Origin of the sequence: Paraneptunicella aestuarii, from assembly GCF_019900845.1 — a bacterium.
In the GTDB taxonomy this organism is placed as follows: Bacteria; Pseudomonadota; Gammaproteobacteria; order Enterobacterales; family Alteromonadaceae; genus Paraneptunicella; species Paraneptunicella aestuarii.
Map to the genome: position 1 here is coordinate 128,189 of NZ_CP074570.1, position 26,279 is coordinate 154,467.

At 44.4% G+C, this 26,279-nt stretch carries 27 protein-coding genes; 5 read left to right on the top strand and 22 right to left on the bottom strand.

Annotation, left to right across the window (positions count from 1 at the left end):
* Positions 1-75 precede the first annotated feature (75 nt).
* The 3 genes from cysQ to KIH87_RS00560 all read right to left on the bottom strand — a co-directional run bounded on the left by cysQ (position 76) and on the right by KIH87_RS00560 (position 2,104).
* Positions 76-885, bottom strand: a complete 810-nt coding sequence (gene cysQ, locus KIH87_RS00550; RefSeq protein WP_232359598.1) for a 3'(2'),5'-bisphosphate nucleotidase CysQ — start codon at positions 883-885, stop codon at positions 76-78.
* On the bottom strand, positions 885-1,490 hold the full coding sequence (nudE, locus tag KIH87_RS00555) for an ADP compounds hydrolase NudE (RefSeq protein WP_232359599.1): 606 nt from the start codon (positions 1,488-1,490) through the stop codon (positions 885-887). Before nudE ends, cysQ begins: the two co-directional genes overlap by 1 nt.
* Before the next feature lie 155 nt (positions 1,491-1,645).
* Positions 1,646-2,104 carry a globin family protein gene (locus KIH87_RS00560; RefSeq protein ID WP_232359600.1) on the bottom strand — a complete coding sequence of 153 codons (459 nt, stop codon included), beginning with the start codon at positions 2,102-2,104 and terminating at the stop codon, positions 1,646-1,648.
* A gap of 279 nt (positions 2,105-2,383) precedes the next feature.
* Between KIH87_RS00560 and yrfG the strand changes: the two genes are divergently transcribed.
* Positions 2,384-3,019, top strand: coding sequence for a GMP/IMP nucleotidase (gene yrfG, locus KIH87_RS00565; protein ID WP_232361397.1), 636 nt, complete (start codon positions 2,384-2,386; stop codon positions 3,017-3,019).
* Positions 3,020-3,057: 38 nt separating this feature from the next.
* Here the strand turns inward: yrfG and KIH87_RS00570 are convergent, their stop codons facing one another.
* The 12 genes from KIH87_RS00570 to gspC all read right to left on the bottom strand — a co-directional run bounded on the left by KIH87_RS00570 (position 3,058) and on the right by gspC (position 14,553).
* Positions 3,058-3,822 carry a type II secretion system protein N gene (locus KIH87_RS00570; protein ID WP_232359601.1) on the bottom strand — a complete coding sequence of 255 codons (765 nt, stop codon included), beginning with the start codon at positions 3,820-3,822 and terminating at the stop codon, positions 3,058-3,060.
* Between the two features lie 102 nt (positions 3,823-3,924).
* Positions 3,925-4,401 (bottom strand): type II secretion system protein GspM, encoded by a 477-nt coding sequence (gene gspM / locus KIH87_RS00575; RefSeq protein WP_232359602.1) that lies wholly within the window; start codon positions 4,399-4,401, stop codon positions 3,925-3,927.
* A gap of 1 nt (position 4,402) precedes the next feature.
* Positions 4,403-5,611: a type II secretion system protein GspL gene (gspL, locus tag KIH87_RS00580; RefSeq protein ID WP_232359603.1), complete on the bottom strand. Its 1,209-nt coding sequence runs from the start codon at positions 5,609-5,611 to the stop codon at positions 4,403-4,405.
* Positions 5,611-6,582, bottom strand: a complete 972-nt coding sequence (gspK, locus tag KIH87_RS00585) for a type II secretion system minor pseudopilin GspK (protein ID WP_232359604.1) — start codon at positions 6,580-6,582, stop codon at positions 5,611-5,613. The genes gspL and gspK overlap by 1 nt, the downstream gene beginning before the upstream one ends.
* Positions 6,579-7,247, bottom strand: a complete 669-nt coding sequence (gspJ, locus tag KIH87_RS00590; protein WP_232359605.1) for a type II secretion system minor pseudopilin GspJ — start codon at positions 7,245-7,247, stop codon at positions 6,579-6,581. Before gspJ ends, gspK begins: the two co-directional genes overlap by 4 nt.
* 1 nt (position 7,248) lies before the next feature.
* On the bottom strand, positions 7,249-7,671 hold the full coding sequence (gene gspI, locus KIH87_RS00595) for a type II secretion system minor pseudopilin GspI (RefSeq protein ID WP_269751479.1): 423 nt from the start codon (positions 7,669-7,671) through the stop codon (positions 7,249-7,251).
* Positions 7,668-8,276, bottom strand: a complete 609-nt coding sequence (gspH, locus tag KIH87_RS00600; RefSeq protein WP_232361399.1) for a type II secretion system minor pseudopilin GspH — start codon at positions 8,274-8,276, stop codon at positions 7,668-7,670. Before gspH ends, gspI begins: the two co-directional genes overlap by 4 nt.
* 60 nt (positions 8,277-8,336) lie before the next feature.
* The gene (gene gspG / locus KIH87_RS00605; protein WP_232359606.1) at positions 8,337-8,762 is read right to left on the bottom strand and encodes a type II secretion system major pseudopilin GspG; all 426 of its coding nucleotides are present in this window, start codon (positions 8,760-8,762) and stop codon (positions 8,337-8,339) included.
* 16 nt (positions 8,763-8,778) lie between these two features.
* The gene (gene gspF, locus KIH87_RS00610) at positions 8,779-9,996 is read right to left on the bottom strand and encodes a type II secretion system inner membrane protein GspF (protein ID WP_232359607.1); all 1,218 of its coding nucleotides are present in this window, start codon (positions 9,994-9,996) and stop codon (positions 8,779-8,781) included.
* Position 9,997: 1 nt separating this feature from the next.
* On the bottom strand, positions 9,998-11,539 hold the full coding sequence (gene gspE, locus KIH87_RS00615; RefSeq protein WP_232361400.1) for a type II secretion system ATPase GspE: 1,542 nt from the start codon (positions 11,537-11,539) through the stop codon (positions 9,998-10,000).
* A 37-nt stretch (positions 11,540-11,576) separates the two neighbouring features.
* A complete protein-coding gene (gene gspD / locus KIH87_RS00620; RefSeq protein ID WP_232359608.1) occupies positions 11,577-13,622 on the bottom strand; it encodes a type II secretion system secretin GspD in 2,046 nt (681 codons plus the stop codon).
* A 10-nt stretch (positions 13,623-13,632) separates the two neighbouring features.
* A complete protein-coding gene (gene gspC, locus KIH87_RS00625; RefSeq protein ID WP_232359609.1) occupies positions 13,633-14,553 on the bottom strand; it encodes a type II secretion system protein GspC in 921 nt (306 codons plus the stop codon).
* 534 nt (positions 14,554-15,087) lie between these two features.
* Here gspC and hslR point away from each other — a divergent pair.
* A complete protein-coding gene (hslR, locus tag KIH87_RS00630) occupies positions 15,088-15,492 on the top strand; it encodes a ribosome-associated heat shock protein Hsp15 (RefSeq protein WP_232359610.1) in 405 nt (134 codons plus the stop codon).
* Positions 15,493-15,710: 218 nt separating this feature from the next.
* Positions 15,711-16,607: an Hsp33 family molecular chaperone HslO gene (gene hslO, locus KIH87_RS00635; RefSeq protein WP_232359611.1), complete on the top strand. Its 897-nt coding sequence runs from the start codon at positions 15,711-15,713 to the stop codon at positions 16,605-16,607.
* Between the two features lie 600 nt (positions 16,608-17,207).
* On the opposite strand, the gene envZ is transcribed toward hslO, so the two are convergent.
* From envZ to KIH87_RS00650, 3 genes are all read right to left on the bottom strand, one after another.
* Positions 17,208-18,524: a two-component system sensor histidine kinase EnvZ gene (gene envZ / locus KIH87_RS00640; protein WP_232359612.1), complete on the bottom strand. Its 1,317-nt coding sequence runs from the start codon at positions 18,522-18,524 to the stop codon at positions 17,208-17,210.
* A gap of 73 nt (positions 18,525-18,597) precedes the next feature.
* Complete coding sequence (gene ompR / locus KIH87_RS00645) at positions 18,598-19,332, bottom strand: osmolarity response regulator transcription factor OmpR (protein ID WP_232359613.1); 735 nt, start codon at positions 19,330-19,332, stop codon at positions 18,598-18,600.
* Positions 19,333-19,527: 195 nt separating this feature from the next.
* Entirely contained in the window at positions 19,528-20,436 is a 909-nt protein-coding gene (locus KIH87_RS00650; protein WP_232359614.1) for a phosphoribulokinase, read from the bottom strand.
* Positions 20,437-20,793: 357 nt separating this feature from the next.
* On the opposite strand from KIH87_RS00650, the gene KIH87_RS00655 reads away from it, so the two are divergent.
* Both KIH87_RS00655 and KIH87_RS00660 read left to right on the top strand, forming a co-directional pair.
* The gene (locus KIH87_RS00655) at positions 20,794-21,387 is read left to right on the top strand and encodes a 3'-5' exonuclease (protein ID WP_232359615.1); all 594 of its coding nucleotides are present in this window, start codon (positions 20,794-20,796) and stop codon (positions 21,385-21,387) included.
* Positions 21,388-21,423: 36 nt separating this feature from the next.
* The gene (locus KIH87_RS00660; RefSeq protein ID WP_232359616.1) at positions 21,424-21,885 is read left to right on the top strand and encodes a nucleoside deaminase; all 462 of its coding nucleotides are present in this window, start codon (positions 21,424-21,426) and stop codon (positions 21,883-21,885) included.
* An 89-nt stretch (positions 21,886-21,974) separates the two neighbouring features.
* Here KIH87_RS00660 and purD read toward each other — a convergent pair whose 3' ends face one another.
* The 4 genes from purD to fis form a co-directional block, all read right to left on the bottom strand.
* Positions 21,975-23,258: a phosphoribosylamine--glycine ligase gene (gene purD, locus KIH87_RS00665; RefSeq protein WP_232359617.1), complete on the bottom strand. Its 1,284-nt coding sequence runs from the start codon at positions 23,256-23,258 to the stop codon at positions 21,975-21,977.
* Between the two features lie 13 nt (positions 23,259-23,271).
* Positions 23,272-24,075, bottom strand: a complete 804-nt coding sequence (locus tag KIH87_RS00670) for a class I SAM-dependent methyltransferase (protein WP_232359618.1) — start codon at positions 24,073-24,075, stop codon at positions 23,272-23,274.
* 157 nt (positions 24,076-24,232) lie between these two features.
* Positions 24,233-25,831 carry a bifunctional phosphoribosylaminoimidazolecarboxamide formyltransferase/IMP cyclohydrolase gene (gene purH / locus KIH87_RS00675; protein WP_232359619.1) on the bottom strand — a complete coding sequence of 533 codons (1,599 nt, stop codon included), beginning with the start codon at positions 25,829-25,831 and terminating at the stop codon, positions 24,233-24,235.
* A gap of 116 nt (positions 25,832-25,947) precedes the next feature.
* On the bottom strand, positions 25,948-26,247 hold the full coding sequence (gene fis / locus KIH87_RS00680; RefSeq protein WP_232359620.1) for a DNA-binding transcriptional regulator Fis: 300 nt from the start codon (positions 26,245-26,247) through the stop codon (positions 25,948-25,950).
* Positions 26,248-26,279 lie beyond the last annotated feature (32 nt).

Below are 26,279 nucleotides of genomic sequence, written 5' to 3' on the forward strand. Positions count from 1 at the left end.
TTGCTTTGTGTTTATTGGTTGTTGGGTTGATATATGGACGGTAAATAGCTTACCGGTGTGGTGTTGAAAAATAGCTTACTTGATGATGCTTTGCCAGTTAACTCGTTGATCGCCAGTTACAATAAAATCTGGATTGTTCAGGCTATCGCGTTGGTTATAGGTTAGCGGTTCAAAATTAATATCGGCGATATTACCGCCTGCCTCACAGACGATGCATTGCGATGCGCCGGTATCCCATTCACCTGTAATGCCCAGTCGGACAAAAACGTCGGCTTTGCCTTCTGCTACGTAACAGGATTTTAGAGAGCAACTGCCTAAAGCGAGAGTTGAGTACTGTCGGGTTGATGACATTTTTGACATTACTCTTTCCGGTGGTTGCTCGCGGCTAATGGCTACGATTAAGTCGTCTTGCTGTGGATCGGAGATTTGGCGTACATGGATCTGTTCTTTGCCTTGCGGAGATTGTTTAAATGCCCCGTTGCCTTTGCTGGCGAAATAAATGGTATCTGCTGTGGGCCAATAAATAACGCCAATGACAGGTTCGTGATCTTCTACCAAGCCAATATTGATCGCAAAGTGCCCACTTTGGGCTATGAATTCTTTTGTTCCATCAATAGGGTCGATAAGCCAATATTGCTTCCAGTGTAGGCGCTTCTTGAGTGGTTCGTTGCTGTTTTCTTCCGACATGATGGGAATGTCGGGAGTATGCTTTTGCAAGAGTTCGCAGATGATTTCATTGGCCATGTAGTCAGCGGTTGTGACCGGTGAATTATCGTCTTTGCAGAATGATGTAAAGTCGCCGCTATCATATACCTCCAGCACTTGTTTGCCGGCTTTAATGCATGCTTGTTTGGCAAGTTCTAGCAAGGCTTCTCGGTCGGGCATTAACGATTACCTGTTCCTTCTGTTGAGCTTGTTTCTGCGTGGCTTTTCGCGGCCAGGCTTCTTTCCGCCAGTAAGAGGGCTGCAATGCTTCGAGCTTCAGTAAAGTCATCTCTGGCAAGTAAGGCCGGGATGTCATGAATTGACCATTCAATAACCTCTAAAGGCTCCGGCTCATCTCCCGGTAAGCTGCTAGGGTATAAGTCGCTGGCAATGAAGATATCCATGTTAGCGTTGAAAAAAGTGGGTGCCATACTTACTGAGTGTAGCAGAGATAAAGAGTTTGCGGCGTATCCAACTTCTTCTTGCAATTCGCGTCCTGCGGCTTGTTCCGGTTTTTCATCCGGATCGATAAGCCCTTTGGGAAAACCAATTTGGTATGAATGAGTGCCGGCAGCGTATTCTCTGACAAGTAGAAAAGTTTCTGGATTAATGAACGGAATAATCATCACTGCACCGCGACCTGAGCCAGCCATGCGTTCAAATCGGCGTTTAGCACCATTGGAAAATTCTAAATCTATACCTTCTACACGGAATAAATTGCTCTTGGCGACAATTTCTCGTGATGTGATTTCGGGTAATGGTTTGTCTGGGTCAATTTTACTCATTTACCACTCACGTAAGCTTCATTCTCGTTGCTACTATAACGTTTATAAATTCAAATGCCTATGCCGCACGGGAAGGAAATTTTAAGTTTTTATCAATGAGCTGTGACCCGTATTAATACCCCTATTTTTAATGCGTGTTTATGCGTTGTTGTTACCTAGTGGTGGTACTGTTTTGTGTTATTGTAGGTTTCGGGGGAAAAGCCTGGGTAAGCGGCTTTTCTCATGACTTCGATGACGGTTCTGAGTAGTGTGATCCATGCCTCTTTGGTGGCGTCATCAAAGCCGTCTTGCAGTCCTTCTTTCAGGGTGTAAATTAAAGCGTTACCAACAGGTGTGTAGTCTTCTATTTTTACACCATAATCCAGGTGTTTTACCGCTAATCCTTCAAGTGCTGGCACCAAGGCACTGAGATCCCTTAAGCCAGCGACAGCTACTCCCAAGGTTTTCATCAACTTTTGCCCTTGCTGATCCATATCGCTTTTAAACAAGGCTTTTAATTCAGGGTCGTACTCGAACAACTTGGCATAAAAGATTCTGGCTGCATCAGGGGCGATGGGAACGACTTTTTTGAAACTTTCTTGAATCAATGTCACTTGTTGTTCGGATAAACTCATTGCAATTCCTCATTCTTAATTTTGAATATTTTAGTTGCTGGAAATTTACCAATTAATAATAGGCAAGGATTTACAAATAGGGGAAATACTCAAGTATAAAAGGTACTGAGGATTGAGTTCTGAATCGCTGTTTAGGCATTTTTGATGTTACACTTTCCGCATTAGTTAATTGATATTTTAGGCCTTCTTGTGACTTCACCTAGCGACAAAGCAAATACTTTAGTTTCAAACAACGCCAGCGAGTTAAATTGGTCAGAGATTAAAACGGTTCTGTTGGACATGGATGGTACTTTGCTTGATTTGCATTTCGACAATCATTTCTGGTTGGAGTTCTTGCCACAAAAATTGGCACAACGAGATGGCATTTCTGTTGAACAGGCTCAGGAATTCGTGAAACAGGAATACGAGAAAGTCCACGGCACTATTCACTGGTATTGCCTGGATTTCTGGGCGGATAAATTGCAAATGGATATTGTTGAAGCCAAGCGTGAAGTTGATCATTTAATACAGATGCGTGACGACACACTTCCCTTTCTGGACGCCTTACATGCCACCGGACGGGAAGTGGTGTTAGTAACCAATGCTCACCCAGGGAGTTTGTCCCTCAAAGTAGAAAGAACTCAATTAGACAGCCATATTGACACTCTTATTTCTACCCATGAATTTGGTGTCACTAAAGAATCTCAAGAGCTATGGCGACAGTTGCAAGAGCGATTAGGCTTTGAAAATGAGCATACCCTGTTTGTTGATGACAGTTTGCACATTCTGGAAGCGGCTCAAGAATTTGGTATTGCTCATTTACTGGCAGTGCGTAACCCCGATAGCAAGCAACCGACGAGAGACATAGATAGCTTCCCGGCTATCGACGATTATCGTTACTTACTTGACGATATTCGAGCCAATCCTTGGCGTTAAATAACCCGAATTCAGGTTATATAAAGTCTGGATAGTGGCTACATCGAAATAGAATAGTAGCCTTGGGCATCAGGAGTACCAAATAATATGGCGGCCTGTTGCACGTCTTTGGGCAATGATGGATCGAGCTTAAAGCGTCCTTTCGCTTTGATTTTCCCTTTAGCGTTAACCGTTGCGACTACATCCATATTTAAACGGTTTTGCGGATCGACTTTGATTTCAATTTGGTTGTCAGGGCAATTTAGCGTGGCGTCAAAGTTACCGAAATCAATAAAGCCATTTAAGCCTTCGACACTGGCATTTATCCACTGTCCTTTACCCGCCATTGCGTAGCATTGTTTTTCCGGGATGGAATACACCAAGTAGTCCAAATCTAACTTGAAGCGCCCGTTGGCGTTGACGGGAATTGGTAACGGTAGCTTTGCCATCACCAGATCAGTCGGTAATTGTAATCGGCCGTCATCCAGTTCAATCTTTTGAGAAGCAACAGAGAAAGAGGCTGCACCTGAAAACGAGACATCTTCGGCAATACGAGGGTCACTGACTTTGATATCTGCCGAAATAGAACCTATCAGTAAAGGCAAGAGGTTTACGTCCCATTGGATATTTTTTAACGGAACGCCATTAATGACGGCTTTGCTTATTTGACCTTGCCAGATACTTCCATCAATACCTTGCAAACTTACATTTTTAGGTAATGTTATGCGATGGACTATGTGTGCTGCTGACAAGTTGGCCAGAAGCATGAAGATATAAAGAAGAATGCTGATAACGATGAGTTTGATTTTATGTTTCTGGATCACGACTGAATACCTTTAGTTAATGACCAGTGATAAGAGATACAAGAAAGCCGCAGATTGCGGCTTTGTTTGTGCTCGGAACCATCCTAATGCCAAGCAATGGCATTATTTGCTTAACCTGAGTCGGCGGATTTTAATCATTCCGGGTTCATCAGACTCGGCTAAATCCGCTTCTGCGATGTTAATGCCTTGCTGCTCCATTTGTTGTAGCCATTTTAACACTTCATTGAATGGTGCTTTATCAACCCACACCTGGATTTCATCGCCTTGGGGCTGCATACGGGTAATGGCAATGTTAAATCTGGCGGCAGTCTGGTTTACTGTTTGAGGCAAGGAACCATTAAACGTTCGATTGGAACCTGAAGATTGCTTTAATTGAATGGCGCGATTAGCGGATTGTTCAACCCACTCAAGCAGTTCTGTTTGACTGGCTACCGCTGCTTTGTTGGTTTTCAGCGACTGTTGCATAGGAGACCAAATGCCAAAGTAAAATATGGAGACAACCAGCATGATCCCGGCGGCGATAGTCAGAGTGCGCTCTCGTTCATTCAGGGCACGGTATTTTTCAAGTAATTGTTCCATGTTAGCTCCTTATCACCAAAGAACCCATGACCTGATTATCACGGTTATTGATTGCGCCTTGTTCTACTTGAAAACCTTGTTGCTCGGCTAACGATTTAAAACGTTCCAAAGCTTCAAAATTGGCTGCAACAGCCTGTATACGGAGTTCTGAACGACCTTGGTCGAAACGTAAAGTTTGTGGTGTGACCTTGGTGGCAGAAAAAGCATTAGATAGCTGTGACAACATAACTAACATGGAAGTGCTACCGCCTTTTCCTTCCAATTCTTGCAGCTTCTTACGCATCTGGCTGCGTACATTAACAATACGTTTGGTTTCCGGGAAGGCGCGTTGGAAATGCTCTTTAATTTGAGCGTCCAGAGTTTCTTTTTGCTGGCTCAATTGAGTCACTTGCATGCCTTTATCAGCCACCGTTATCAACAATGCCACACCCGCTAAAATAGCCGCGAGTCGCCACTGTTTCACAGCGCCACTTGCTGATTTTTTAGGGGTAAATTGCCCCTGCAATAAGTTGAATGTACTGCTTAATGCACCGCGAGTGAGGACTTCCATCGGCAGGGGAGCAAGATCAGGTTCCAGTTCAACATTAGGGATGGCGGGAATCGCAATCTCTGTCAGGCAATGAATAAGGACTTTGCTTTCCTGATGTTTGGCATAATGAGCAATAGCGCTGTATACCCAACCCGCTTCACCTTGTAGCCCTTGCCAGCTTCCCTGACGAACGAGAACATCATCCCCCAGGGTCATCATTGACCAGCCTTCTTGCTCTGACGCATCTTGTTTTAAAGGTAACGCCAGAGTATCAGGGATCATGCGGTTGCATACCAAGTCTGCTTGTTTCAACAACCCTAGCCACTGGGCCATTTTGTTTTTTTGAACAATGGCAATGTTTTGCTTTTCACCTTCCTGATGCCCTAGTGCGAAAAATGCACTGTCGATGTCGGTACTGATTTCATCTTCCAACATGAAAGGGATAGCTGCTAACGCTTTGCGAGCCGCTTTCGCAGGTAAAACAAGCTGTTTAAGTAAGACATCACTGCCTGGAACCAATGTAATAATGGGACGATTGCCAGCCCTGTCTTTCAGAGTGGACAACTCAGAGGCATTGGTTAACTCGCCAGACGCAATGATCTCGTTCTGTTCACCAGACCATACCAGCCAATGAACGGGCTGATCCGTATGTGAACCTAAACGGATGACCAACTGTTCCACTAAAGTTTACCTCCAAATTCTCGACGAATAACCTTGATACTCTCGGCATTGTCAATTTTAAAAACGGACGACATGGCAAAAGTGGCGTTATTGTAACTGGCTTTGGTATATAAAATAAAATACTGAGTTGTTACATCGAACCAATCTTTTTGCTCATCAGTTAACCCTTGGGCTGCTACTTCGGGCTGATTAATAAATTCTTCTTTTGTGTCATAAGGTATACTGCCAATAACGTTCTCTGCCGTGCTGATGGTCATGCCTGTTAGGGCTGCCAGTAGTGGCGCATGTTCTGGCGTGAGTGTGTTCACGTTAATTTTTAATACCGATACCCCAGGTATCGCACACACTAACGGCATTAGCTGGGTTAACCAGGGAAGTTTTGCGCCATTGACCAAGCGCAGCTCGGTTTTATTTACCATCAGGTTATTGGCGGCCAGATAGGGAAAGGGCTTGGATTCATAGTCTGGATCCTCAGCGCCAAAACTGCCTGATAGGTTTGAATCTTCATCTAGCCAGTCTACTAATGAATCTTTTAACGTGTCTGCTTCCAAACTGGGAATTTTATATTCTGGATTAGTGAGTAAGCGATGAAACGCTGCCGGAATTGATTGATTTGCACTACCTTGAGTTTGCTGTACCTGCATCGCATTCAGGTTAAAACAGCTTTGCATGTCGACAAGCTCGGCCTGTATGCCTCCATTAGGTAATGGGAAAGTGAGGTTGGTTTTTGCCCATGCCTGATTAATATGAATCACACCCTTGGCATCTTCTACCAGTTTATTAATGGCGATGGTTGCGTATTGCTCAGCCCCCATTGCATACCAATATGCCTGATTACTATCTTTGATATTGGCTGCACGTTTAACATTAAGCTGTAGGCGACCTGCCATTTCCGTTGACAATATAATGACAATGGATGCAATTAAAAGGACGACGATTAGCGCGATGCCTTTTTGGTTTCCTGGCCTCATTCTGAATTACCTCCTGTTCCTGTTGCCAAGAGGAATTCACGTCGAATAGTGCCAAATTCTTTGGAAGTGATGGCAATTGCGATAGCTTTGGGAAGGGTTGTTCCTGCATATACTTCCGCCCATTGTAAGTCGTCATCCGCTGTACTTCTTCCACCGGCATAGAATTCAACCTGAAAGTCTTCAATATCTTCCATCAAGACTTTTATTTTAGGTTCAGTGCCGACGACGTTATCGACATAGTTGGAATACAGCTTTTCTAGCTTATTGTCGCGAAGTCGATAAACGACAGGTTGTAAATTGCTGCGAGGAAGCATCATTTGTGGGTTGTCCCAACCTGCGCGTACGAAACCAACGCCGTCGGCGTCGCTTTCAAAGGCATTTAAGCCACCACGTAATACGATCTCGTTTTTCTCGCCTTCTACTCGTATAGGGCGTTGTGAAGCTTGTAGTATGTCGCGCTCGATGGTGATCATGACGCGTTGTAATTTTTTGAGCTGATTAAAGCGCTCTTGGGAAAGTGCGTCACTGTCTAATGTTGTCGTTAATACGCTATTGGATGCCAGACCAATCAAGGTGAAAATGGCCATCGCCACCATGATTTCAAGCAAGGTGAAGCCTTTTTGACGAAGTGAACGTGAATAGACAGAAGTCGGCTTTCTGTACATGTTATCGACCCCCATTACTCTTCGTTCCCTGATTCGGCTTGGCAACAAAGGTACTCACGGTCGTTAAAACATTTTCACCGGCTGCATCTTCGCTGACCGATATTTCCACTGATAGCATGTTCTCTTCCTGAGTTTTGACCACTTTTTGCTTCCAATACCAAGTGATTCCAGCCATTTCCTCAGAGCCTTTAACGTTGTTTTGAGGCGGCCATTTTTCGTCCAGGCTAACTTCAGTCAGGCGGTTGTTGGCAACCCAGGTGGCAAAGGTCATTTGTTCAAGCGTACCCACACCGCGCAAGTGCTCGGTGGTTGCTTTCATTACAGCCGTTGCTGTAAATGCGAAAATTAACAGGGCAACCATGACTTCTATCAAAGTCATACCGTTTGGTGCATTGATCTTTAGCTGTCCGCTCGAATTCTTCATAGGTTTTCCAGCGGCCCCTCTAGTATTAATGGTGTTTCATCAATGCCATTAATGCGGTAATAAGTAACCGGGTCGTCACCAAAATCAGGTTCGTATTTGAATATCAGGCTAAAGGGCGTGACTTCGCCACTGGAGTAGATCAGTATCTGCGGGGGAGGAAGTTGCTTTTCTTCTTCGTCTCCAATTTCAACGCCTTCGTCTCGAATAGACAGTTCTTCGTCAAAGATTTCGTCGTCAAACAGGCTGTCTTGTGTATCCCAGGGCAAGCCATCTAATTGCAATTCGAAGGTGAAAGGATCGGGGAGTTCGGATTCTTTGAACAGGTTGTCTTCGGTAAGCAACTGCCAACGCTGTTCTTGATCCAGATACATGAAGGCAAAGCTTTGCTTTTCTTCATTAATACGTAGACCTAATTGACGCTGATTCAATATGGCCATATCGGAGGCCATATCAAATATCACTTGAAAGCGTTGTGCTTGTTTCTTTAATTCTTCGGCTTTATCTTGCCCACCCATATTCACCACCACAAAGCTGACAAATAACGCCATAAGCGTAATCACCAGCATTACCTCGAGTAAGGTAAAGCCGGTTTGTCTGCGCTGCATGAGTGGTGATGAATGCTTCACTGTTTAGATAGTCGCCGATCATTACTGAAAGATAATGGATTAATTCAGGAAGTCGTTCAGGTTCCAGTTACCGATATCATCGTCAGTACCTGGTTGACCATCTGGGCCATTGCTGAACAAATCAACTGCACCTAATTCACCCGGGCTTAGCAATTGGTAGTCATTGCCCCAAGGGTCTTGAGGTAAACGCTTGATGAAGCCTTCGGCTGGGTAATTTCTTGGTATCGGTTCAATCGTAGGTTCTTTAACCAATGCATCCAAACCTTGCTCTGTGCTAGGGAACACATTGTTGCGCAGTTTGTACATTTCTAAAGCGCCTTCCAACTGTTGAATATCAACAGCGGCTTTTTTCAATTTTGCTTCCTCGGTATTGCCTAAAATGTTGGGGGCAATAATGGCTGTCATTAAACCAATGATGAGGATTACAACCATAACTTCGATGAGGCTGAAACCTTTTGCTTTCATATGTGCGTCTCCTTCGTCAGACGAGTGAATTCAGGGATACGATTGGTAGCAGGATGGCGATAATGATAAAAAATACGATACCTGCCATCATGAGTACGATCGCGGGAGTCATGATGCTCAAGGCGATATTGACTTGAGTTTCAAACTCTCGATCCTGGTTGTCGGCAGCACGTGCCAACATTTGTTGTAGTTCTCCACTTTTCTCCCCGGAGGCAATCATATGCATCATCATGGGCGGAAAAGTTTTGGTTTTCTCCAATGAAACTTTCAAGCTGGAACCTTCCTGTACCAATGTGGCGGCCTCCATTATCAGTTTCTTGATGAAATCGTTAGTAAGCACTCGCCCTGCGATACGCATACCGTCTAATACGGGAACAGCACTTGCAGTTAGAATACTCAGGGTACTGGCAAAACGCGCAGTATTCAGCCCTTTAATGACCTTGCCGAACACTGGCACGCCTAAAAGACGACGATGAATTTTGAGTCGGATAGCAGGTACTTTTAACATGCGCTTGAACAGGATCACCAGCAGTATGACTGCGATGATCACGTACAGAATGTAGGACTTAAACCATTCGCTCAGGCCAATCAGTACCTGGGTTACACCCGGTAGTTCTTGCCCCATGGTATCGAATTGGCCGACAATTTTGGGTACCACATAGGTTAGCAGTAAGCTGACGATACCAAAGGCAATGGTAAGCATTAGAATTGGGTAAATCATGGCTTGGGTGATTTTGCTACGAATGTGCTGACGTTTTTCGGTGTAGTCTGCCAATCGGTTGAGCACGGTATCCAGATGGCCTGACTTTTCACCCGCCGACACCATGGCGCAGAACAGATTATCAAATACGCCCGGAAATTCAGACATGGCATCTGCCAATGAATGGCCTTCGACTACCTTGCTGCGCACTGCCATCATCATGCTTTTCTGACGTGGTTTCTCGCATTGCTCTGCAACGGCAAGTAAACATTCTTCCAGTGGCAGAGATGATTCTACCAATGTGGCCAACTGGCGAGTCAGTAGCGCTAAATCTGAGGTGGAAATCTTTGGTTGGAAGAGACCGCTAAAGCCGGATGCGTTTTTCTGCTCTTTTTCGGCAACTTGTTCGACTTCCAGAGGAATGAGCCCTTTGTCTCTAAGTTGAGCTCGCACCTGTTTGGCGTTATCACCTTCAATGACTCCAGACTTATTACGTCCGGATTTATCCATCGCTTTGTAGGAAAAGGCTGCCATATTATTCGTCCCTGGTAACTCGTAATACTTCTTCCAGTGTTGTTACGCCTGCCAGTACTTTTGAGCAACCGTCTTCACGGATGCTTGGGGTAAATTTACGCACATATTTTTCAATGGACTGTTCACCATGACCATTGTGAATGAACTCACGGATCTGCTCATCAACGACGAGTAGTTCATGAATGCCTGTACGACCGCGATAACCTGTGTAATTACAGGCTGGGCAGCCTTTTGGTGAGTATATGTGTGTATGCGCTATTTTATCGCTTGCAATACCTAACATGGCGGCTTCTTTCTCTGTAGGTAAATGCTCTTCGCGGCATTCGTTACAGAGGGTTCGCACCAAGCGTTGCGATAAAACGGCAAGTAAACTGGAAGATAACAGGAAGGGTTCTATTCCCATGTCCTCTAAACGAGTGATTGCACCCGCTGCTGTATTGGTGTGAAGGGTGGAAAGCACCAAGTGACCTGTTAAACTGGCTTGTACACCAATTTGTGCTGTTTCAAGGTCACGCATCTCACCAATCATGACCACATCCGGGTCTTGACGCAAAATGGCTCTTAATCCACGAGCAAAGGTCATATCTACTCTGGGGTTAACCTGAGTTTGTCCAATGCCGGGTAAGTCAAATTCAATCGGATCCTCTACGGTGAGGATATTACGGTCTTTTGAGTTGATCTCGGAAAGACCTGCATAAAGCGTGGTACTTTTACCTGAACCTGTTGGCCCGGTAACCAGGATAATACCGTGTGGTTTACGGATAAGGTCGGAAAAGGTATTACGGTTGGCCAAGGTCATGCCCAAATCTTCAAGATTAAGACGAGCATTGTTTTTATCCAACAAACGCAATACGACACGTTCACCATGACCTGTTGGCATGGTACTTACCCGCACGTCAACTGCGCGGCCTGCTATACGTAGTGTAATACGCCCGTCTTGAGGAACACGCTTTTCAGCGATATCCAGCTTTGCCATAACCTTGATACGGGAAACCAGCATGGATGAGAGTTTACGGTTCGGACGCAAGATTTCTCTGAGTACCCCATCAACACGGAATCGCACAACCAGCTGATTCTCGAAGGTTTCAACGTGAATATCGGATGCGCCTTCTTTGATGGCTTCACCCAGCATGGCGTTGATAAGCTTGATGATGGGCGCATCATCTTCACTTTCCAGAAGGTCTTCTGTTTCAGGCAGTTCTTCTGCAAGAGAAAACAAATCAGACTCGTTACCGATATCTTCCATCAGCTGTTTGGCTGCGGAGGTATCACGCTGGTAAGTGTCGGTTAGCAGTTTTTCAAAACGGGTGGTGTCAACTTCTTCCAGAGTAATAGGTTCGTCGATAAAACGGCGAACTTCTGCGAACACAGGAAATTCGGTTTCGTCTGTGTAGTAAATAGTGACAGGCGAAGTGGCGACATTCAGCAGTACCTTATGACGCTTGGCGAAACCGAAGGTAAGTTGTTTATACTCTTGTTCTTCTATTTCGCCATCTTGAGCTTCCAGAAGCTCCTCTGCTTCAGGAATCTCATCAACAGGCATGTCATCGTTTACCGACATTTCTGCGTTCGCTGACATATTAGTCCTGCTCCTTGTCTTTATTTTGCAGGTATTCTTCAAATGATGGTGGTAACTCTAACGGATTTTTCCAATCTGGAAGAGATGGCCCGTCAGTGAGTGGCATCAAAGGAATGCCTTCAGCTTGGCGCTTCAATTGCTCTGCACGAATAAAGTTGTACTTGCGATGGCTGATCTTATTCATGGTAATGCCGTCACGAATAATCGTTGGGCGGATAAATACCATCAGATTACGTTTACGTTTGCTGGTTGTGGTCGATTTGAATATGTGACCCAGAATAGGAATGTCGCCAAGTAATGGAACTTTGGAAACACTTTCCTGAACGTCTTCGTCAATCATTCCACCTAGTACGATGGTATCGCCATCGTCAGCCATAACCGTGGTTTTGATTTCACGCTTGTTAATGGCGATATCCACGTTGGTAGCACCGCTGACGCTGGATACTTCTTGCTCGATAATCAACTGTACAGCCGAGCCTTCGTTAATCTGGGGCGTTACTTTCAACTTGGTACCCACTTCCTTACGGTCTACGGTCTGGAATGGGTTGCTGTTGTTAGAGCCGGTTGATGCACCTGTGATAATTGGCACTTCCTGACCCACAATAAAAAATGCTTCTTCATTGTCCATTGTGGTCAGATGAGGTGTTGCCAAAATGTTGGAGTTGGTATCGCTACTCACGGCTTGTATAACTGCGCCCCAGTCGTCTTTAATTACGCCTACAAGGAAGCCATTCACAGAGCCTAGCAGATTAGCTAACAGGGTAGGGTCGCCTTCCTGGGTTTCTTCCACTGGTGTTACGGTTCCAGTATCTGCACCGATAACATTGCTGCGGATGACTTTGTCGCGGGCTTGATCGGCTGCTACAGCTAATGAACCAATTGGCACTGTACCGTTGGTAAACTGCTGACCACCGCCTGCTTCTGTTGCCCATTGAACACCCAAACTGGTGCCGTCACCTTCAAAGACTTCTACTATGATGGCTTCAACCAGAACTTGGGCACGGCGTACATCCAACTGGCGAATAACTTCTTGCAGTGAAGCCATCATGTCGGGTTCTGCAGTGATAACCAGTGCATTGGAATCAACATGGGCATCAATACTGATATCTCGACCGCTGTTACGACGACGTGAACCGGCAGCGTTTCCACCTTTGTTTTCTTCTGCACTAATACTGGCGCTTACACCCTGAAGTACCTTCACCAAGTCTTCGGCTTTGGCATATTTCAAGAAAGTAACGCGTGTATTACCATTGGACTCAAGCTCTTTGTCCAAGCGTTCAACCAAGGTAATGATACGTTGTCTGGCTTTGATATCACCACTAACGATAACGCTATTGGTACGGTCATCGGCGACAATCTTGGGTTCCAGATTGGCTGGTGTCGCTTGCTTGGCCTGGGAATTATTGATGCTATCAATAATACGAACCATCTCTGAGGCTGAAGCGTATCTCAGTTTAACTATATCAACTTCACGGTCACCGGCCTGGTCTACACGTTCGATAATTTCTACCAATCGGTTTACTACTGCTGCACGTCCGGTGAGCATCATTACGTTCGATGGGTCGTGACTGATAACGTTACCACCGCCAGCCTGGTCGTTTAATTGGCGCAAAATAGGGGCTAGTTCGCGTACAGGGACGCTATAAACCGGAACCACTCGCGTGATCATTTCATCGCCGTCGAACACCTGACCGTCAATAACCGGAATATTCGATGTTTTGGCGTCTTTGTCGCGAACAACTTTCAGTACGCCACTTGGCATTTCTACAACCGCAAAACCGTACACTTGCAGAACGTTAAGGAAGAATTGGTAATACTGCTCTTCAGAAAGAAGATCGTAACTTCTTACGGTAATTTTACCGCGTACGTTAGGGTCAACAATGATGGTTTTTTTGAGGTTTTTACCAACAATATTAATAAACTCGGTGATTTCAGTGCCTTTGAAATTTGGCGAGTATTCCGCTGCAAAAGCGGGGCTGGCAACTGTCGGTAGTAAGAATACCGATGTCGCTAGCAGGGTTTTTAGGACTTGGGTGATAAGCCTCATTTTCTTATCCTTATTCATCTTGACCTTGTTCAGGAAGTTCAATCAGTACTTCTTCTTCAATGCCATTTCGCATCAAGGTGATTTGTAATTGTTGTGCCCGGGTTAGCACTTCAAACATTTGTTTAGCTTGTTCCTGGTCGGTTAAGTCCAAGCCATTAATGCTGGTAATAATATCGTTGGGTTGTAAAAAGCCTTCGCTAAATAAGCTCTTGTCTTTACCCGGATTAACACGGAAACCTTCGACATCTCCTTCGTTTTGCACTACCTGAATGTCGATGTAATCAACGAACTGTAGGGGTTTGTTACGCACATCATTAAGTTCTTTCAGGGGGACAGGGCTACGGTATTTATTCAGCACTTCGCGTTCAGGTTCTACTTCTCTTGCAACTTGTTCATCAACAAGTTTTTCAAAGTCTTCACCTTCCAGCATTAGCGTTTCCATTCGGGAACCGTTTTGAATGATGATTCGATCTTCGTAAACTTCGTGAACAGTTGCGTTAGTGCCCTCTACTTTCTCACCAATACCATAGGTTACCTGTGTCCCCTTGTTAGCAATAATAGCTGCGCCTGCCTGCGTTTCTGTAGAAGAAACAACACCAGTAAGTGTCAAATTCAAATTAGTCTGGGGTGCGTCGGTAACAACGACTTCTTGTTTCACCGGCTTTTCTTCGGCATTCCCAAACAGGTTTAAGCGTTGAATGCCGTTTATGTTTGCTGATTGTTGCTGGTTATTACGAGGAGTATTTCGAGCACTCTGTTGGTTTTGCGCGCTAGCTTCCTGTTCAGGTTCTGGAATAAACCGCCAGGTTATTTCTGCTGCCAACATCACCAAATAGACAACCAACAGCACGACAACAACAGTATTAATATACTGCTGGTATCGTTGCAAATACTGCCACATCTGATTGATGGAAATTCCGTTAGTTGTCATAAAAATTCGTCTTTTTGTCGTCTAAATTCCGAATGTTGTGCAAATCTCTACCCTGATGCAAGGCTGCACATAATAGATGGTCACAAAAAAGGGTACAACTCTAATGCAGACTAATTACAAAAAAATAACAAGAGAGGCGTTTTTTTTGTCAAATTCCATATACAAGGCATCAAGCTCACGATATCTAAAAGAGCACCAGACTCACACCTTAAGGCAATTCATTGAATGATTGCTGAACAGAAGCCTGTTACGAAATGTAATCGGTAATATATTTGCACATCATTGCTCTTTTGCCTAGAGGTGTTGGTACATTGGCTGGGAAATTATTTTTCTGAGAAAAATTCCAAGTTAGCATCGAAATGCTTAAAAAATGCTCATTCTGCAAAGTTTGTCGATTAAACAGTAGCAGTCAATCTACACTTATTTATATGCAGTAACTTATCATTTTTATAAAACCTGACCCAGTGGCTCGAAGCGCCGTAAAATTGAGGTATAATTCGCGGTCAAGTTGGGTAACTGAATTTTGGATTTATTATGGCTGATAAATCACAACCTTCTGACAATCCTCCGGTTCGCCTGGACAAGTGGTTGTGGGCAGCTCGATTCTTTAAAACGCGAGCTGTTGCCAGAGACATGGTTCAATCTGGTAAGGTTCACTATAACAATGCGCGCTCCAAACCCGGCAAGATAGTCGAGTTGGGTGCTATTGTTGTAATACCTCAGGGTTTCGATAATAAAGAGGTTGTCATTGAGGCTATTACTGACAAGCGTCAGGGAGCCGCTATTGCACAGACTTTATATAGCGAAACGCCTGAGAGTATCGAAAAGCGTGAAAAAAACAGATTGGCTCGCCAAACTCATAGTTTTCATAGCCCCAAACCAGATAACAGACCCGACAAAAAACAGCGTCGTGAGATTATTAAGTTAAAACACAGCTAAATAAGTGTGATTAACTGCAAGTCAGCCACAGAAATTTATCGCAGACTCGCCGTGAATCAATCCTTTGAGGCTCCACAGCCGCTTCGCCGATTCATTAAGTGAAAAGCAGGGCTGAGGGGCTGCTCAAAGCTTTCTGTTACTGATTGATAGTTTGGAACAGCTATTTAGCATAATCAATGGTGTTGAATTATTAGATTTTATGAATTTCCGGAGTTCCCTTGAGTAAACCTACACTAGACCAATTGCATCGATTTATCTTTTCTGATGCCAACATCCGTGGTGAGCTGGTTCAATTGAAAGATAGTTATCATTCCGTATTGGAATCTCATCCGTATCCACTTGCTATACAGCAACTGTTAGGAGAAATGATGCTGGCAACCAGCTTGTTGACAGCAACCTTAAAGTTTAAAGGTGAGGTTAGTTTCCAGATCCAGAGTGAGGGTGGCCTAAAGTATGCGGTTGTCAGTGGTACACATGATCAACAGATGCGAGCGATTGCCCGTTTTGATCAAAGTATCTCGGATCAGTGTTTTACTGAATTGGTTGATAACAAAGGCACTTTGGCGATTACTATCATGCCGGAAAAAGGGCAACAGTATCAGGGAGTGGTTGCTTTGGATAAGCCTTCGTTGGCTGAGTGTCTGGAAGGGTATTTTCAACAATCAGAACAGCTGGCAACAAAAGTGGTATTGCATACTCGTTTAAGAGGTGATGAAGCTGTTGCTGCTGGAATGCTGTTACAAGTGATACCTGAGTCCGATATTTCTCATCAAAATCAAAATGAGAGTTTTGAGCATTTATCCCAGTTAACTCAAACGATTACCTGTGATGAATTGGTGGATTTGCCTGTGGGGGATATTCTTCATCGTCTTTATCATCAAGAAGATGTACAGCTGTATGAACCTGTTCCTGTCACTTTTTCATGTAGTTGTAGCCGCGAAAAGATTGCTAATGCATTAGCCGGGATCCCTAGAGAAGAGCTTTGGGATATTCTGCAAGAAAAGGGTAGTATCGTAACCAACTGCCACTATTGTTTGGCTGAATATCAATTTTCTGCACAAGATATTGAAGAAATGTTTGTTGAAGAAATTGGTGATCCAGATATAAAACATTAAATGTGGTGGTTGAAATTTAGTTTTTGATATTTCAGATTGCCCATTCTCTATTTTTATTTAACCCATTGTTTTTAATGGGTTAAATAATCTATTTTTGTTTTCTTTATTATTATTTTACATTTGTATTTCTTGTTTATAATTTTTAATTCGATATGGAAATCACTTCCCCTCTTTGATTTATTCTAATAGCTGCTAAACTTCGATTATTAACAAGGAGCAGGGAATATACTTATGCTACGAAGTGAAGTTATTAGTACTTGTTTGGTTAATTCTGAATATTTTGATGATATGGAGTCTGCAAAGGTTGCAGTGAAGTCTCTGTTTTTACAGACTTTTCCAAAAGAGGACTTTAAAAAGTGGGATAAATCTATCCCGAATGATGAAGCACAATTTCATATTGAACGACTGCGAAATGAAACAGAAGTAGACTTTAAACACTTGGTAATGTCTCTTTCTCGACCCATTCACACGTCAGTATGATGATAGTGGTTCATTTGTAATGACAAGGCTGAGACCGTGTTGAGATGTTATTTGACGTTGGTTTTCAGGTGTATCCAGTTGTAGGTGCACTCAGGCACTCAGCCTACTATCTTTTTCACTTCATACCTTTTTGTAAGAGCGTTTCCCGTCTAGAGGAAGTGTTACCGTGGCAACAAGACCTTGCTCCGAGTGATTCTGTAATGTAATCGTACCGTTATGTAACTCCACTGCACGTTTAACGATAGCAAGACCTAATCCTGAACCTACTGAACCGCGCGCTTTGTCTCCCTGGGCGAAGGGTTTAAATAAGCCTTCTACATCGCTTTCCGGGATCCCTGTGCCGAAATCACGTACTGCAAAGGTTACGGTTCCCTGTTTAGGGTTATGGCTGGACGTAATAATGATTTCATCACTGCCATATCGAAAGGCATTTTCAATGAGATTATCAAGAATTCTTTTTATAGCGACACGACGAATATTAAAGCTGGGCAATGGATTGAGATCCAACGCAATATGATGGTGCCCTTCTATGTTTCGCGCTTGCACAGCTTCTTGAATGAGTTCGTTAATATCTGTGCTTTCGCTCTTCTCTGAACAATCCTTCCGTACATATTCAGTGAACTGATCGATGATGTCGTTCATATCCTCAATGTCGTGAATAATCCCGTCGCGGATCCATTCTTGATCTTCCGACATCATTTCAGAGGCTAACCTGATGCGTGTTAAAGGGGTGCGTAAGTCGTGTGAAATGCCGGCTGTGAGTAAAGCGCGGTCATCTTCCAGCTGTTTGATACCTTTCGCCATCTGGTTAAAGGTTCGTGTTACTTCGATAATCTCGCTGGTTCCCTCTTCTTTCAGTGGTGGCGGTATTTCGCCTTTGCCAACCGCAATGGCAGCATTGGACAAGGCTTGTAGTGGCCTGTTTAGCCGTCGCACGAATATCCAGCCGCCGGCAACACTCAAAATACCAATCACCAGTAAATAAATGGTGAGTGGTGAAATATCGGCCTCGCCCACTCCAGTCATTGGCACTGTTATCCAGATATTCGGCGCTTGTGGAGGATTTACCCAAAACATATAGGGATCTCCTGGCGTAATTCGAACTTCAGCCGTTCCACCCAGAGCGTCACTCATTTGCTTGGATAAAAACTGGTAATAGGTCGCGTTATCCAACCCGTTCGCTACAGCTCCTGCTTCCGTATAGATACGTATGCCAGTGGCTTCGAAGTATCGTTTGTGGAATGTTGGGCTGAGATGATCAACATCCTGCATGAAGAGGACTTTGATGTGGGTGGCCAGAAGGCTGTTGATTTGCTGATAGCTGGGGCGAATAAAGGTGTAAGTAACCGATAAGTAGGAAACGACCTGATTGATCAGCAAAAGAATGCCAATCAATAGCACGGTTTGACCGAATGCACTTTTAGGTTTTAAGTGCATGGGTTGATTTTTCCTGATAACAAAGCCGCCAAATTTGGCGGCTGATGATGTAATTTCAACGTAATTTCAACAATTAACTGGCTTGTGCTTGTTCTGTACCGTCTGGAACGAAAACGTATCCCAAACCCCAAACAGTTTGAATATAGCGAGGGTTAGTTGGATCTTCTTCAAGCATTCTGCGCAGGCGAGAGACCTGAACATCAATACTCCGCTCTAATGCACTGTAATCACGACCTCGTGCAAGGTTCATCAGTTTGTCTCGTGACAACGGCTCTCTTGGATGGGTCACAAGTGCTTTCAACACTGCAAATTCGCCGCTGGTTAGTGCCATCGGTTGCCCGTTATTGGACATTTCGCGAGTACCCAGGTTTAAGGTGTACTGAGCGAATTGAACAATTTGCTCTTCCTTGGAAGGCGCGCCTGGAGCTTCACTGGTATTGCGACGCAGAACGGCTTTGATTCGCGCTTGCAACTCACGAGGATTAAATGGTTTGGGCAGATAATCGTCAGCACCCATTTCAAGGCCAATGATGCGATCAACTTCTTCGCCTTTGGCTGTGAGCATTATGATTGGGATTTCATTGTTGTTCTGGCGTAGGCGGCGGCAAATTGATAGGCCATCTTCACCCGGTAACATGAGGTCAAGCACCATCAGGTGGAAATTCTCACGCTCCAGTAGGCGTTCCATTTGCTCGGAATTCGCTGCGCTTCTAACTTGATATCCTTGTTCTACTAAATAGCGCTCTAGCAAGCTGCGTAGGCGCATATCGTCATCTACTACCAGAATTTTGGGGGTTTCTTGTCCCATAGTGCTACCTGACATTCCTGTTTATTTGTTTTCAACTATAAGTGAATATGGGGCATTACAAAAGCAAGGGGAAGAGCTTGGCGGCTCTGCTTTGTTACAAAGTTTGTATGCTGTTTCACTTTGAAGGAACTATTTTGTGGAGTTATAAAATAACCGAAACAGTGCCTGCTAAAATGTCCTTAAAGATCAAATGGCTTAATTTTTTTGATCCGTAACCCAATCCATTTGCATTGAGGCGCGACGTTTCTTCTCAAGCAGCTCTTCAATCAGTGGTGACAAAATAAGCTCCATTGCTAACCCCATTTTCCCTCCGGGCACAACCATAGTGTTTATGCGCGACATAAAAGCACCATCTATCATTTGTAACAAATAGGGGTAATCGACATTGCGCATTTCACGGCGGAAACGCACAACAACAAAGCTTTCATCTGAAGAAGGAATTTCTCTGGCACTAATAGGGTTGGACGTATCAACCGTGGGAACTCGCTGGAAGTTCACGTGGGTTTGCGAAAACTGAGGGGTGATGTAGTTAAAATAGTCGTCCATGCTGCGTACGATACTATTCATAACCGCTTCACGGGTATGACCGCGATCGGAAGTGTCTCGCACAATTTTCTGGATCCATTCCAGGTTTACAATAGGCACCATGCCTACCAATAAATCGACATGTTTTGCAACATTCGCATCTTCTGTTACAACACCGGCATGTAACCCTTCATAGAAAAGCAAATCGGTATTTTCTGGCAAATCTTGCCAAGGTGTAAATGTACCCGGCATTTGATTAAAGGGAACGGCTTCGTCAAATGAGTGTAAGTATTGTCTATGTTTGCCTCGTCCTGTTTGTCCGTATTCTTTAAACAGAGATTCTAAAGCAACAAAGTCATTGGCTTTGGGGCCAAAGTAACTAATGTGCTTACCTTGTTCCTGAGCTTTACGGATTTCCACTTCCATTTCTGGACGCGTATATCGATGAAAGCTGTCGCCCGATACCATAGCGGCATTGAGATCCAGATTATGAAAAATATGACGGATCGCGTTAGTGGTGGTAGTTGTACCTGCGCCTGAAGAACCCGTGATAGCAATAATGGGATGCTTGACTGACATAAACACTCTATCAAGTTAAGAGCGTTATTTATAAGCTCCCTAGTGAAGTGGGTCAAGGTATCAGCGCAAAGAATTTCTCTTCCAAGTGGTACTAATCGAATACGTAGGCGGAGAAATTTAATACATATCAAAGTATTAAGTGTCTACAGTTTTTGTATTACTTTTCCTAATAAAGACAAATATTTATGTATATCTGTACGGGTTTGCAATTCGTTTGTTATTACTCCATAGTAAAGTTACCCATAGTGCCGTTTAAAAACATAACGCCATTGAGCGGGCTCTTCAATTCGCGAATGTGTATTTAAGCCTTATGATGATATGTATTCTTTTATTGAAAGAGCGTTTGTTGGAATAGCGATGGTTGAGTTTGTTGTATTTGATACCGAGTTTACCGCCTGGCCTGGTTCGCGAGAGCGCCAGTGGTCAGAGCCGTGGGAACATCGTGAACTCATCCAGATGGCGGCAGTAAAAGTAAGCGTTGTTGAACAACGATTGCAAATAACAGAGACGTTTAATGAGTTGGTGACGCCTGTTATTAATCCGCAATTGAGTAATTACATTATTCAATTGACGGGAATAACACAGACAATGATTCAGGAGCTAGCGGTTGATTTCTCATCTGTTTTACGACAGTTCCATCAATTTTGTCATTATGGAGAATTACCCGGATTCTCGTGGGGAAATGATGTGAATGTGTTGCGCGAGAATTGCGCGTTAAATTCGGTCAACTGGCCAGAGTTTAATGCTGGGTTGAGAGACATCAAGCCATTGCTGCGTAATTCAGGAATACAGTTTGGCGAAATCAATAGTGGCGGACTGGCAAAAAGCCTTGGGCTGGAAGTCGCTGGTCAGGAGCACAATGCATTACATGATGTCAGGAGTATTGTTGCTGCACTACAACATTGGGTTTTCGAGGATCAGCTTGATATAGAAAGTTTCGCGACTAGCTGATTGGTTTTGCTTAACGAGTATTTGAGGTAAGTGCGCATGAGTGAATTTATGCGGATAGCAATAGATGAAGCAAAGCAAGGATTGCAGGAAGGTGGTATCCCAATCGGATCCGTGATTGTACATAAAGGAAAAGTGCTGGGGCGGGGACATAATAGAAGAATTCAAAAGGGCAGTGCCACTTTGCATGGTGAAATGGATGCGCTTGAAAACGCTGGTCGCCAACCTGCCAAGGTTTATCATGAGTCCGTGTTGTATACCACATTATCCCCATGCGCTATGTGTACTGGAGCGATTCTTTTATACGGTATTCCCAAAGTGATTATTGGTGAAAATAGAACCTTTATGGGCGAAGAAGACTTATTGCGTTCCAGGGGCATTGAAGTTGAAGTCTTAGAAGATGCTGAGTGCATTAAAATGATGGAAGATTTTATTGAAACTCACCCTGAACTTTGGAATGAAGACATTGGCGAAGAAGATCAGTGTCGAGGCCACAGATAATTGAGTGAATAAAAAAGCACAATAGTGTGAGCTATTGTGCTTTTTCTTATCCTGCTTATTGATCTATCGTCTATCGCTTTATTTGAGCGCTATTTCTCTCGTGCAATAGCGCGATAGCCAATATCGTCACGATAATAGGCATCATCCCAACGGATATTACGTACCAGCTGATAAGCTTTATGCTGCGCTTCAGTCACAGTGTCTCCCAATGCTGTTACGCAAAGTACGCGGCCACCATTGGTAACAACCACATCGCCTTGCAAGCTGGTGCCAGCATGGAAGACTTTCTTATCGTCACTATGTTTAGTGGGAAGACCTCTAATTACCTTACCTTTGATATAGCCGCCAGGATAACCACCCGCAGCCATCACGACGCCAATTGATGCTCTTGGATCGAACTCAATGGTTTGCTCGGCAAGTGTGCCATCCAGCGCCGCCATGCATAATGACACCAAATCAGACTTCATTCTTAGCATGATAGGCTGTGTTTCGGGGTCTCCAAATCGGCAGTTATATTCGATGACTTTCGGGCTACCGTCGGCCATGATCATCAGGCCAGCATATAGGAAACCAACATAGTTGTTGCCTTCCTTCGCCATGCCTTCCACTGTCGGTTCGATTACCTCTTTCATGACGCGATCATGAATTTCTTGCGTTACCACTGGTGCGGGGGAATAAGCACCCATGCCGCCAGTATTGGGGCCTGTATCACCATTGCCCACACGCTTGTGATCCTGGCTGGTAGCAAAAGGCAGAATGCACTTTCCATCAGTCATGACAATAAAGCTGGCTTCTTCACCATCCAGAAATTCTTCGATGACCACACGGCTACCAGCATCACCAAAGCGGTTTCCTGCCAGCATGTCTTTGATGGCTTCTTCTGCTTCTTCCAGTTTGGTTGCTACCACAACGCCTTTACCCGCAGCCAGGCCGTCAGCTTTGATGACAATCGGAATAGATTGTTCATGCAAATAAGCCAAGGCTTTGTCTACGTTGGTGAATGTGGCATAGGCCGCAGTTGGAATATTATTACGAGCTAGAAAATCCTTGGTAAATGCTTTGGAACCTTCCAATTGTGCAGCGCCTCTGCTGGGCCCAAATATCTTCAGTCCTTCGGCCTCGAAAAGATCCACAATACCTGCCACCAGTGGCACTTCCGGCCCAACGATGGTCAGATCGACACTGCTTTCTTTAGCGAAAGCAATTAATGCATCGTAATCTTCAACATCAATGGCAACATTTTTGATTTTGTCTTCCATTGCAGTTCCAGCATTACCCGGTGCAACGAAGACGCTCTCTACGGTCGGTGACTGAGCGGCTTTGTAGGCAAGAGCGTGCTCTCTACCACCGCTACCAATAATTAATACTCTCATTACGGCTTTTTACTTACGGTTTGATAAACTTCAAGGTCATACGGTCACTTTCACCGATGGCCAAATATTCTGCTTCCTTTTCTTCACCCAATGCTAAACGAGGTGGCAATGTCCATACCCCTTTCGGGTGTTGTGCTGTATCTTTTAGGTTAGCATTAATCTCGCTGCTTGCTACTAACTTAAAGCCTGCTTTTTCAGCAAGTTGAATAATATAGGACTGTTTCATGTAACCACTACGCTGCTGATCGGCGTCGTTAGCGTTTTCTGGCAGACGATGCTCAACAATTCCCAACTGTCCACCAGATTTTAATGCTGCAAAAAATTGTTTGAATGCTCCATTTAGACCTTCTTCATTGTTATACATGTACCAGTTATGGACATTACGGAAGGTCAAAATACGATCCACGCTATTATCAGGCGCAATCTTCTGATCATTTTTGAGTGGATGAAAAGATGTTAGTTCAACGTTTTTATAGGGAGGATGATTTTTTACTTTCTCGGCAAACTTTTCACGAGCCTTGCGATAATAGTCTTTTGTTTCTTCATCAATATAAAAGTGAGCGGCGTAATATTTGCCTTTTTCCTGCAATAAGGGTGCAAGGATATTGGCGTACCAGCCACCACCTGGCCAAATTTCTACAACTGCCATGTCGGGTTGAATATCAAAGAAACGCAAAGTCTGTTGAGGATGACGATATTCATCTCTCATGCGTTGTTCCAGAGGGCGATCAGGATGCGCAACTGCATCAGCAATTGGGTCGGCAACAGCACTATTGGCTGCAACGGCAAACAAAAGTGAGGCAATGATTTTCTTCATATTTTTCTCTGAATGGGTTGTCGAAGATACAGGGCGTGCTGAGCATTGTAGACCATCTGCCCAGTCATTCACACCATCCCAAGTCTTTGATCTGCATAATCTTGTAAGCAAACGCATCGGTCAGTCTACCTGACCGATGTATCGCTAATTAAGAGAATTAATGACGGAAGTGGCGCATACCAGTGAACACCATGGCTAAACCATGTTCGTTGGCCGCGGCGATAACTTCTTCATCACGCATTGAACCACCAGGTTGAATCACAGCTGTAATGCCAGCCGCTGCGGCTGCATCTATACCGTCACGGAATGGGAAGAAGGCGTCTGATGCCATCACTGAACCCGCTACTTGCAGATTTTCATCCTGTGCCTTGATACCCGCGATTTTTGCTGAATAGACTCGGCTCATTTGGCCTGCGCCAACACCAATGGTCATTTGATCCTTGGCATAGACAATGGCGTTAGATTTAACGTATTTGGCAACTTTCCAGGTGAACAGTAAGTCTTTCAATTCCTGCTCGGTTGGTGCTCGCTCGGTGACGGTGATCAGGTCTTCCATTTCCACCATGCCAAAGTCGCGTTCCTGAACCAGGATGCCGCCGTTAACTCGTTTCAAATCATATTCTTCGGTTAATTGTCCTTGCCATGAACCACATGACAACACGCGTACGTTTTGCTTGGCTGCTAATACAGACGCTGCATCGGCATGTACCGATGGCGCAATGATAACTTCGACAAACTGTTGCTCAATAATGGCTTTTGCGGTTGCTGCATCCAATTCACCATTGAAGGCGATAATGCCGCCAAAGGCAGAAGTAGGATCGGTTTTAAATGCGCGTTGGTAGGCTTCTAACAGCGAAGTGCCGATAGCCACACCGCAAGGGTTCGCGTGTTTAACAATGACACAGGCTGGTGCTTCGAATTCTTTAACGCATTCCAGTGCGGCATCTGTGTCGGCAATATTGTTGTAGGACAATGGCTTACCTTGAAGCTGCTGAGCAGTGGCAACAGAGGCTTCAGTAACGTTATTTTCTACGTAAAAAGCTGCTTCTTGATGGCTGTTTTCGCCGTAACGCAAATCCTGCTTTTTAGTGAATTGCATATTGATGGTACGTGGGAAGATAGAGCCTTCAGCTTCGGGATTATTCTCTTCGCCATAGGCTGGTAACATTCCGCCAAAGTAGTTAGCGATCATGCCGTCATATTCTGCGGTGTGTTCAAATGCAGAAATCGCCAAACTGAAACGAGTTTGCGCGGTAACAGAACCGTTATTTTGCTGCATTTCGCTGATAACTTTCGCATAATCGGCGGCGTTAACTACAATTGTTACATCTTGGTGATTCTTCGCTGCTGCGCGAACCATGGTTGGCCCACCGATATCAATATTTTCGATAGCATCTTCAAGAGAGCAATCATCGTTGCTAACCGTTTCTGCGAAGGGATACAGGTTAACCGCTACCAAATCAATGGGTTGAATGTTGTGTTGATCCATCACTGCTTCGTCCTGGCCTCGACGTCCCAGAATGCCGCCGTGTACTTTCGGGTGTAATGTTTTAACCCTGCCATCCATGATCTCCGGATGCCCTGTGTAATCTGATACTTCAATAACAGGGATCTCGTTTTCAGCTAATAGCTTAGCTGTTCCGCCAGTGGAAAGAATCTCTACGCCCTGAGTTGCCAAGGCTTTGGCGAATTCGACGATGCCTGTTTTATCGGAGACGCTAAGTAATGCTCTGCGGATGGGTTTTGGGGTTTTCATTTATGCTCTTACCTCAAAATACGATGGAATTACTACATTTTAGGGCATTTATTTTTCTTTGCCCTTAGCATAAAAACAAAAGGCACCCGTGGGGTGCCTTTCAAGTCTGGTCTATATTAGCCCATGTGGTAGTGCTTCAATTTTTTGCGAAGCGTGCCTCGGTTAATGCCCATCATAGTGGCTGCACGAGTTTGGTTACCACGGGTATAAGTCATGATTTCTTCAAGCAGAGGCGCTTCAACTTCCGCTAATACAAGCTCATACAAGTTGTCGATATCTTCGTGATTATTTAACTGTTTCAAGTATTTGTTTACGGCCTGTTTTACCGAATCACGTAAAGGCTTTTGCGCCTGAGTTTGAGAAGGTGTAGTCACCGTAGTGGTGAATGGAGAAGAAGATTCATTTTGATCAAACATGCACGTCTGCTCTTTAAAGTTGTTTTAATTTA

Coding starts and splice junctions, on each gene's coding strand:
- purH (WP_232359619.1), bottom strand. CDS start 25,831: ATGAAAACCCCAAAACCCATCCGCAGAGCATTACTTAGCGTCTCCGAT.
- gspK (WP_232359604.1), bottom strand. CDS start 6,582: ATGAGGCCAGGAAACCAAAAAGGCATCGCGCTAATCGTCGTCCTTTTA.
- fis (WP_232359620.1), bottom strand. CDS start 26,247: ATGTTTGATCAAAATGAATCTTCTTCTCCATTCACCACTACGGTGACT.
- gspF (WP_232359607.1), bottom strand. CDS start 9,996: ATGGCAGCCTTTTCCTACAAAGCGATGGATAAATCCGGACGTAATAAG.
- ompR (WP_232359613.1), bottom strand. CDS start 19,332: ATGGGACAAGAAACCCCCAAAATTCTGGTAGTAGATGACGATATGCGC.
- gspH (WP_232361399.1), bottom strand. CDS start 8,276: ATGCAGCGCAGACAAACCGGCTTTACCTTACTCGAGGTAATGCTGGTG.
- yrfG (WP_232361397.1), top strand. CDS start 2,384: ATGGATGGTACTTTGCTTGATTTGCATTTCGACAATCATTTCTGGTTG.
- KIH87_RS00670 (WP_232359618.1), bottom strand. CDS start 24,075: ATGAAGAAAATCATTGCCTCACTTTTGTTTGCCGTTGCAGCCAATAGT.
- KIH87_RS00660 (WP_232359616.1), top strand. CDS start 21,424: ATGAGTGAATTTATGCGGATAGCAATAGATGAAGCAAAGCAAGGATTG.
- nudE (WP_232359599.1), bottom strand. CDS start 1,490: ATGAGTAAAATTGACCCAGACAAACCATTACCCGAAATCACATCACGA.
- KIH87_RS00650 (WP_232359614.1), bottom strand. CDS start 20,436: ATGTCAGTCAAGCATCCCATTATTGCTATCACGGGTTCTTCAGGCGCA.
- gspJ (WP_232359605.1), bottom strand. CDS start 7,247: ATGTACAGAAAGCCGACTTCTGTCTATTCACGTTCACTTCGTCAAAAA.
- gspI (WP_269751479.1), bottom strand. CDS start 7,671: ATGAAGAATTCGAGCGGACAGCTAAAGATCAATGCACCAAACGGTATG.
- gspG (WP_232359606.1), bottom strand. CDS start 8,762: ATGAAAGCAAAAGGTTTCAGCCTCATCGAAGTTATGGTTGTAATCCTC.
- cysQ (WP_232359598.1), bottom strand. CDS start 885: ATGCCCGACCGAGAAGCCTTGCTAGAACTTGCCAAACAAGCATGCATT.
- gspE (WP_232361400.1), bottom strand. CDS start 11,539: ATGCCTGTTGATGAGATTCCTGAAGCAGAGGAGCTTCTGGAAGCTCAA.
- gspM (WP_232359602.1), bottom strand. CDS start 4,401: ATGGAACAATTACTTGAAAAATACCGTGCCCTGAATGAACGAGAGCGC.
- KIH87_RS00655 (WP_232359615.1), top strand. CDS start 20,794: ATGGTTGAGTTTGTTGTATTTGATACCGAGTTTACCGCCTGGCCTGGT.
- purD (WP_232359617.1), bottom strand. CDS start 23,258: ATGAGAGTATTAATTATTGGTAGCGGTGGTAGAGAGCACGCTCTTGCC.
- KIH87_RS00560 (WP_232359600.1), bottom strand. CDS start 2,104: ATGAGTTTATCCGAACAACAAGTGACATTGATTCAAGAAAGTTTCAAA.
- envZ (WP_232359612.1), bottom strand. CDS start 18,524: ATGCACTTAAAACCTAAAAGTGCATTCGGTCAAACCGTGCTATTGATT.
- gspD (WP_232359608.1), bottom strand. CDS start 13,622: ATGAGGCTTATCACCCAAGTCCTAAAAACCCTGCTAGCGACATCGGTA.
- gspC (WP_232359609.1), bottom strand. CDS start 14,553: ATGACAACTAACGGAATTTCCATCAATCAGATGTGGCAGTATTTGCAA.
- hslR (WP_232359610.1), top strand. CDS start 15,088: ATGGCTGATAAATCACAACCTTCTGACAATCCTCCGGTTCGCCTGGAC.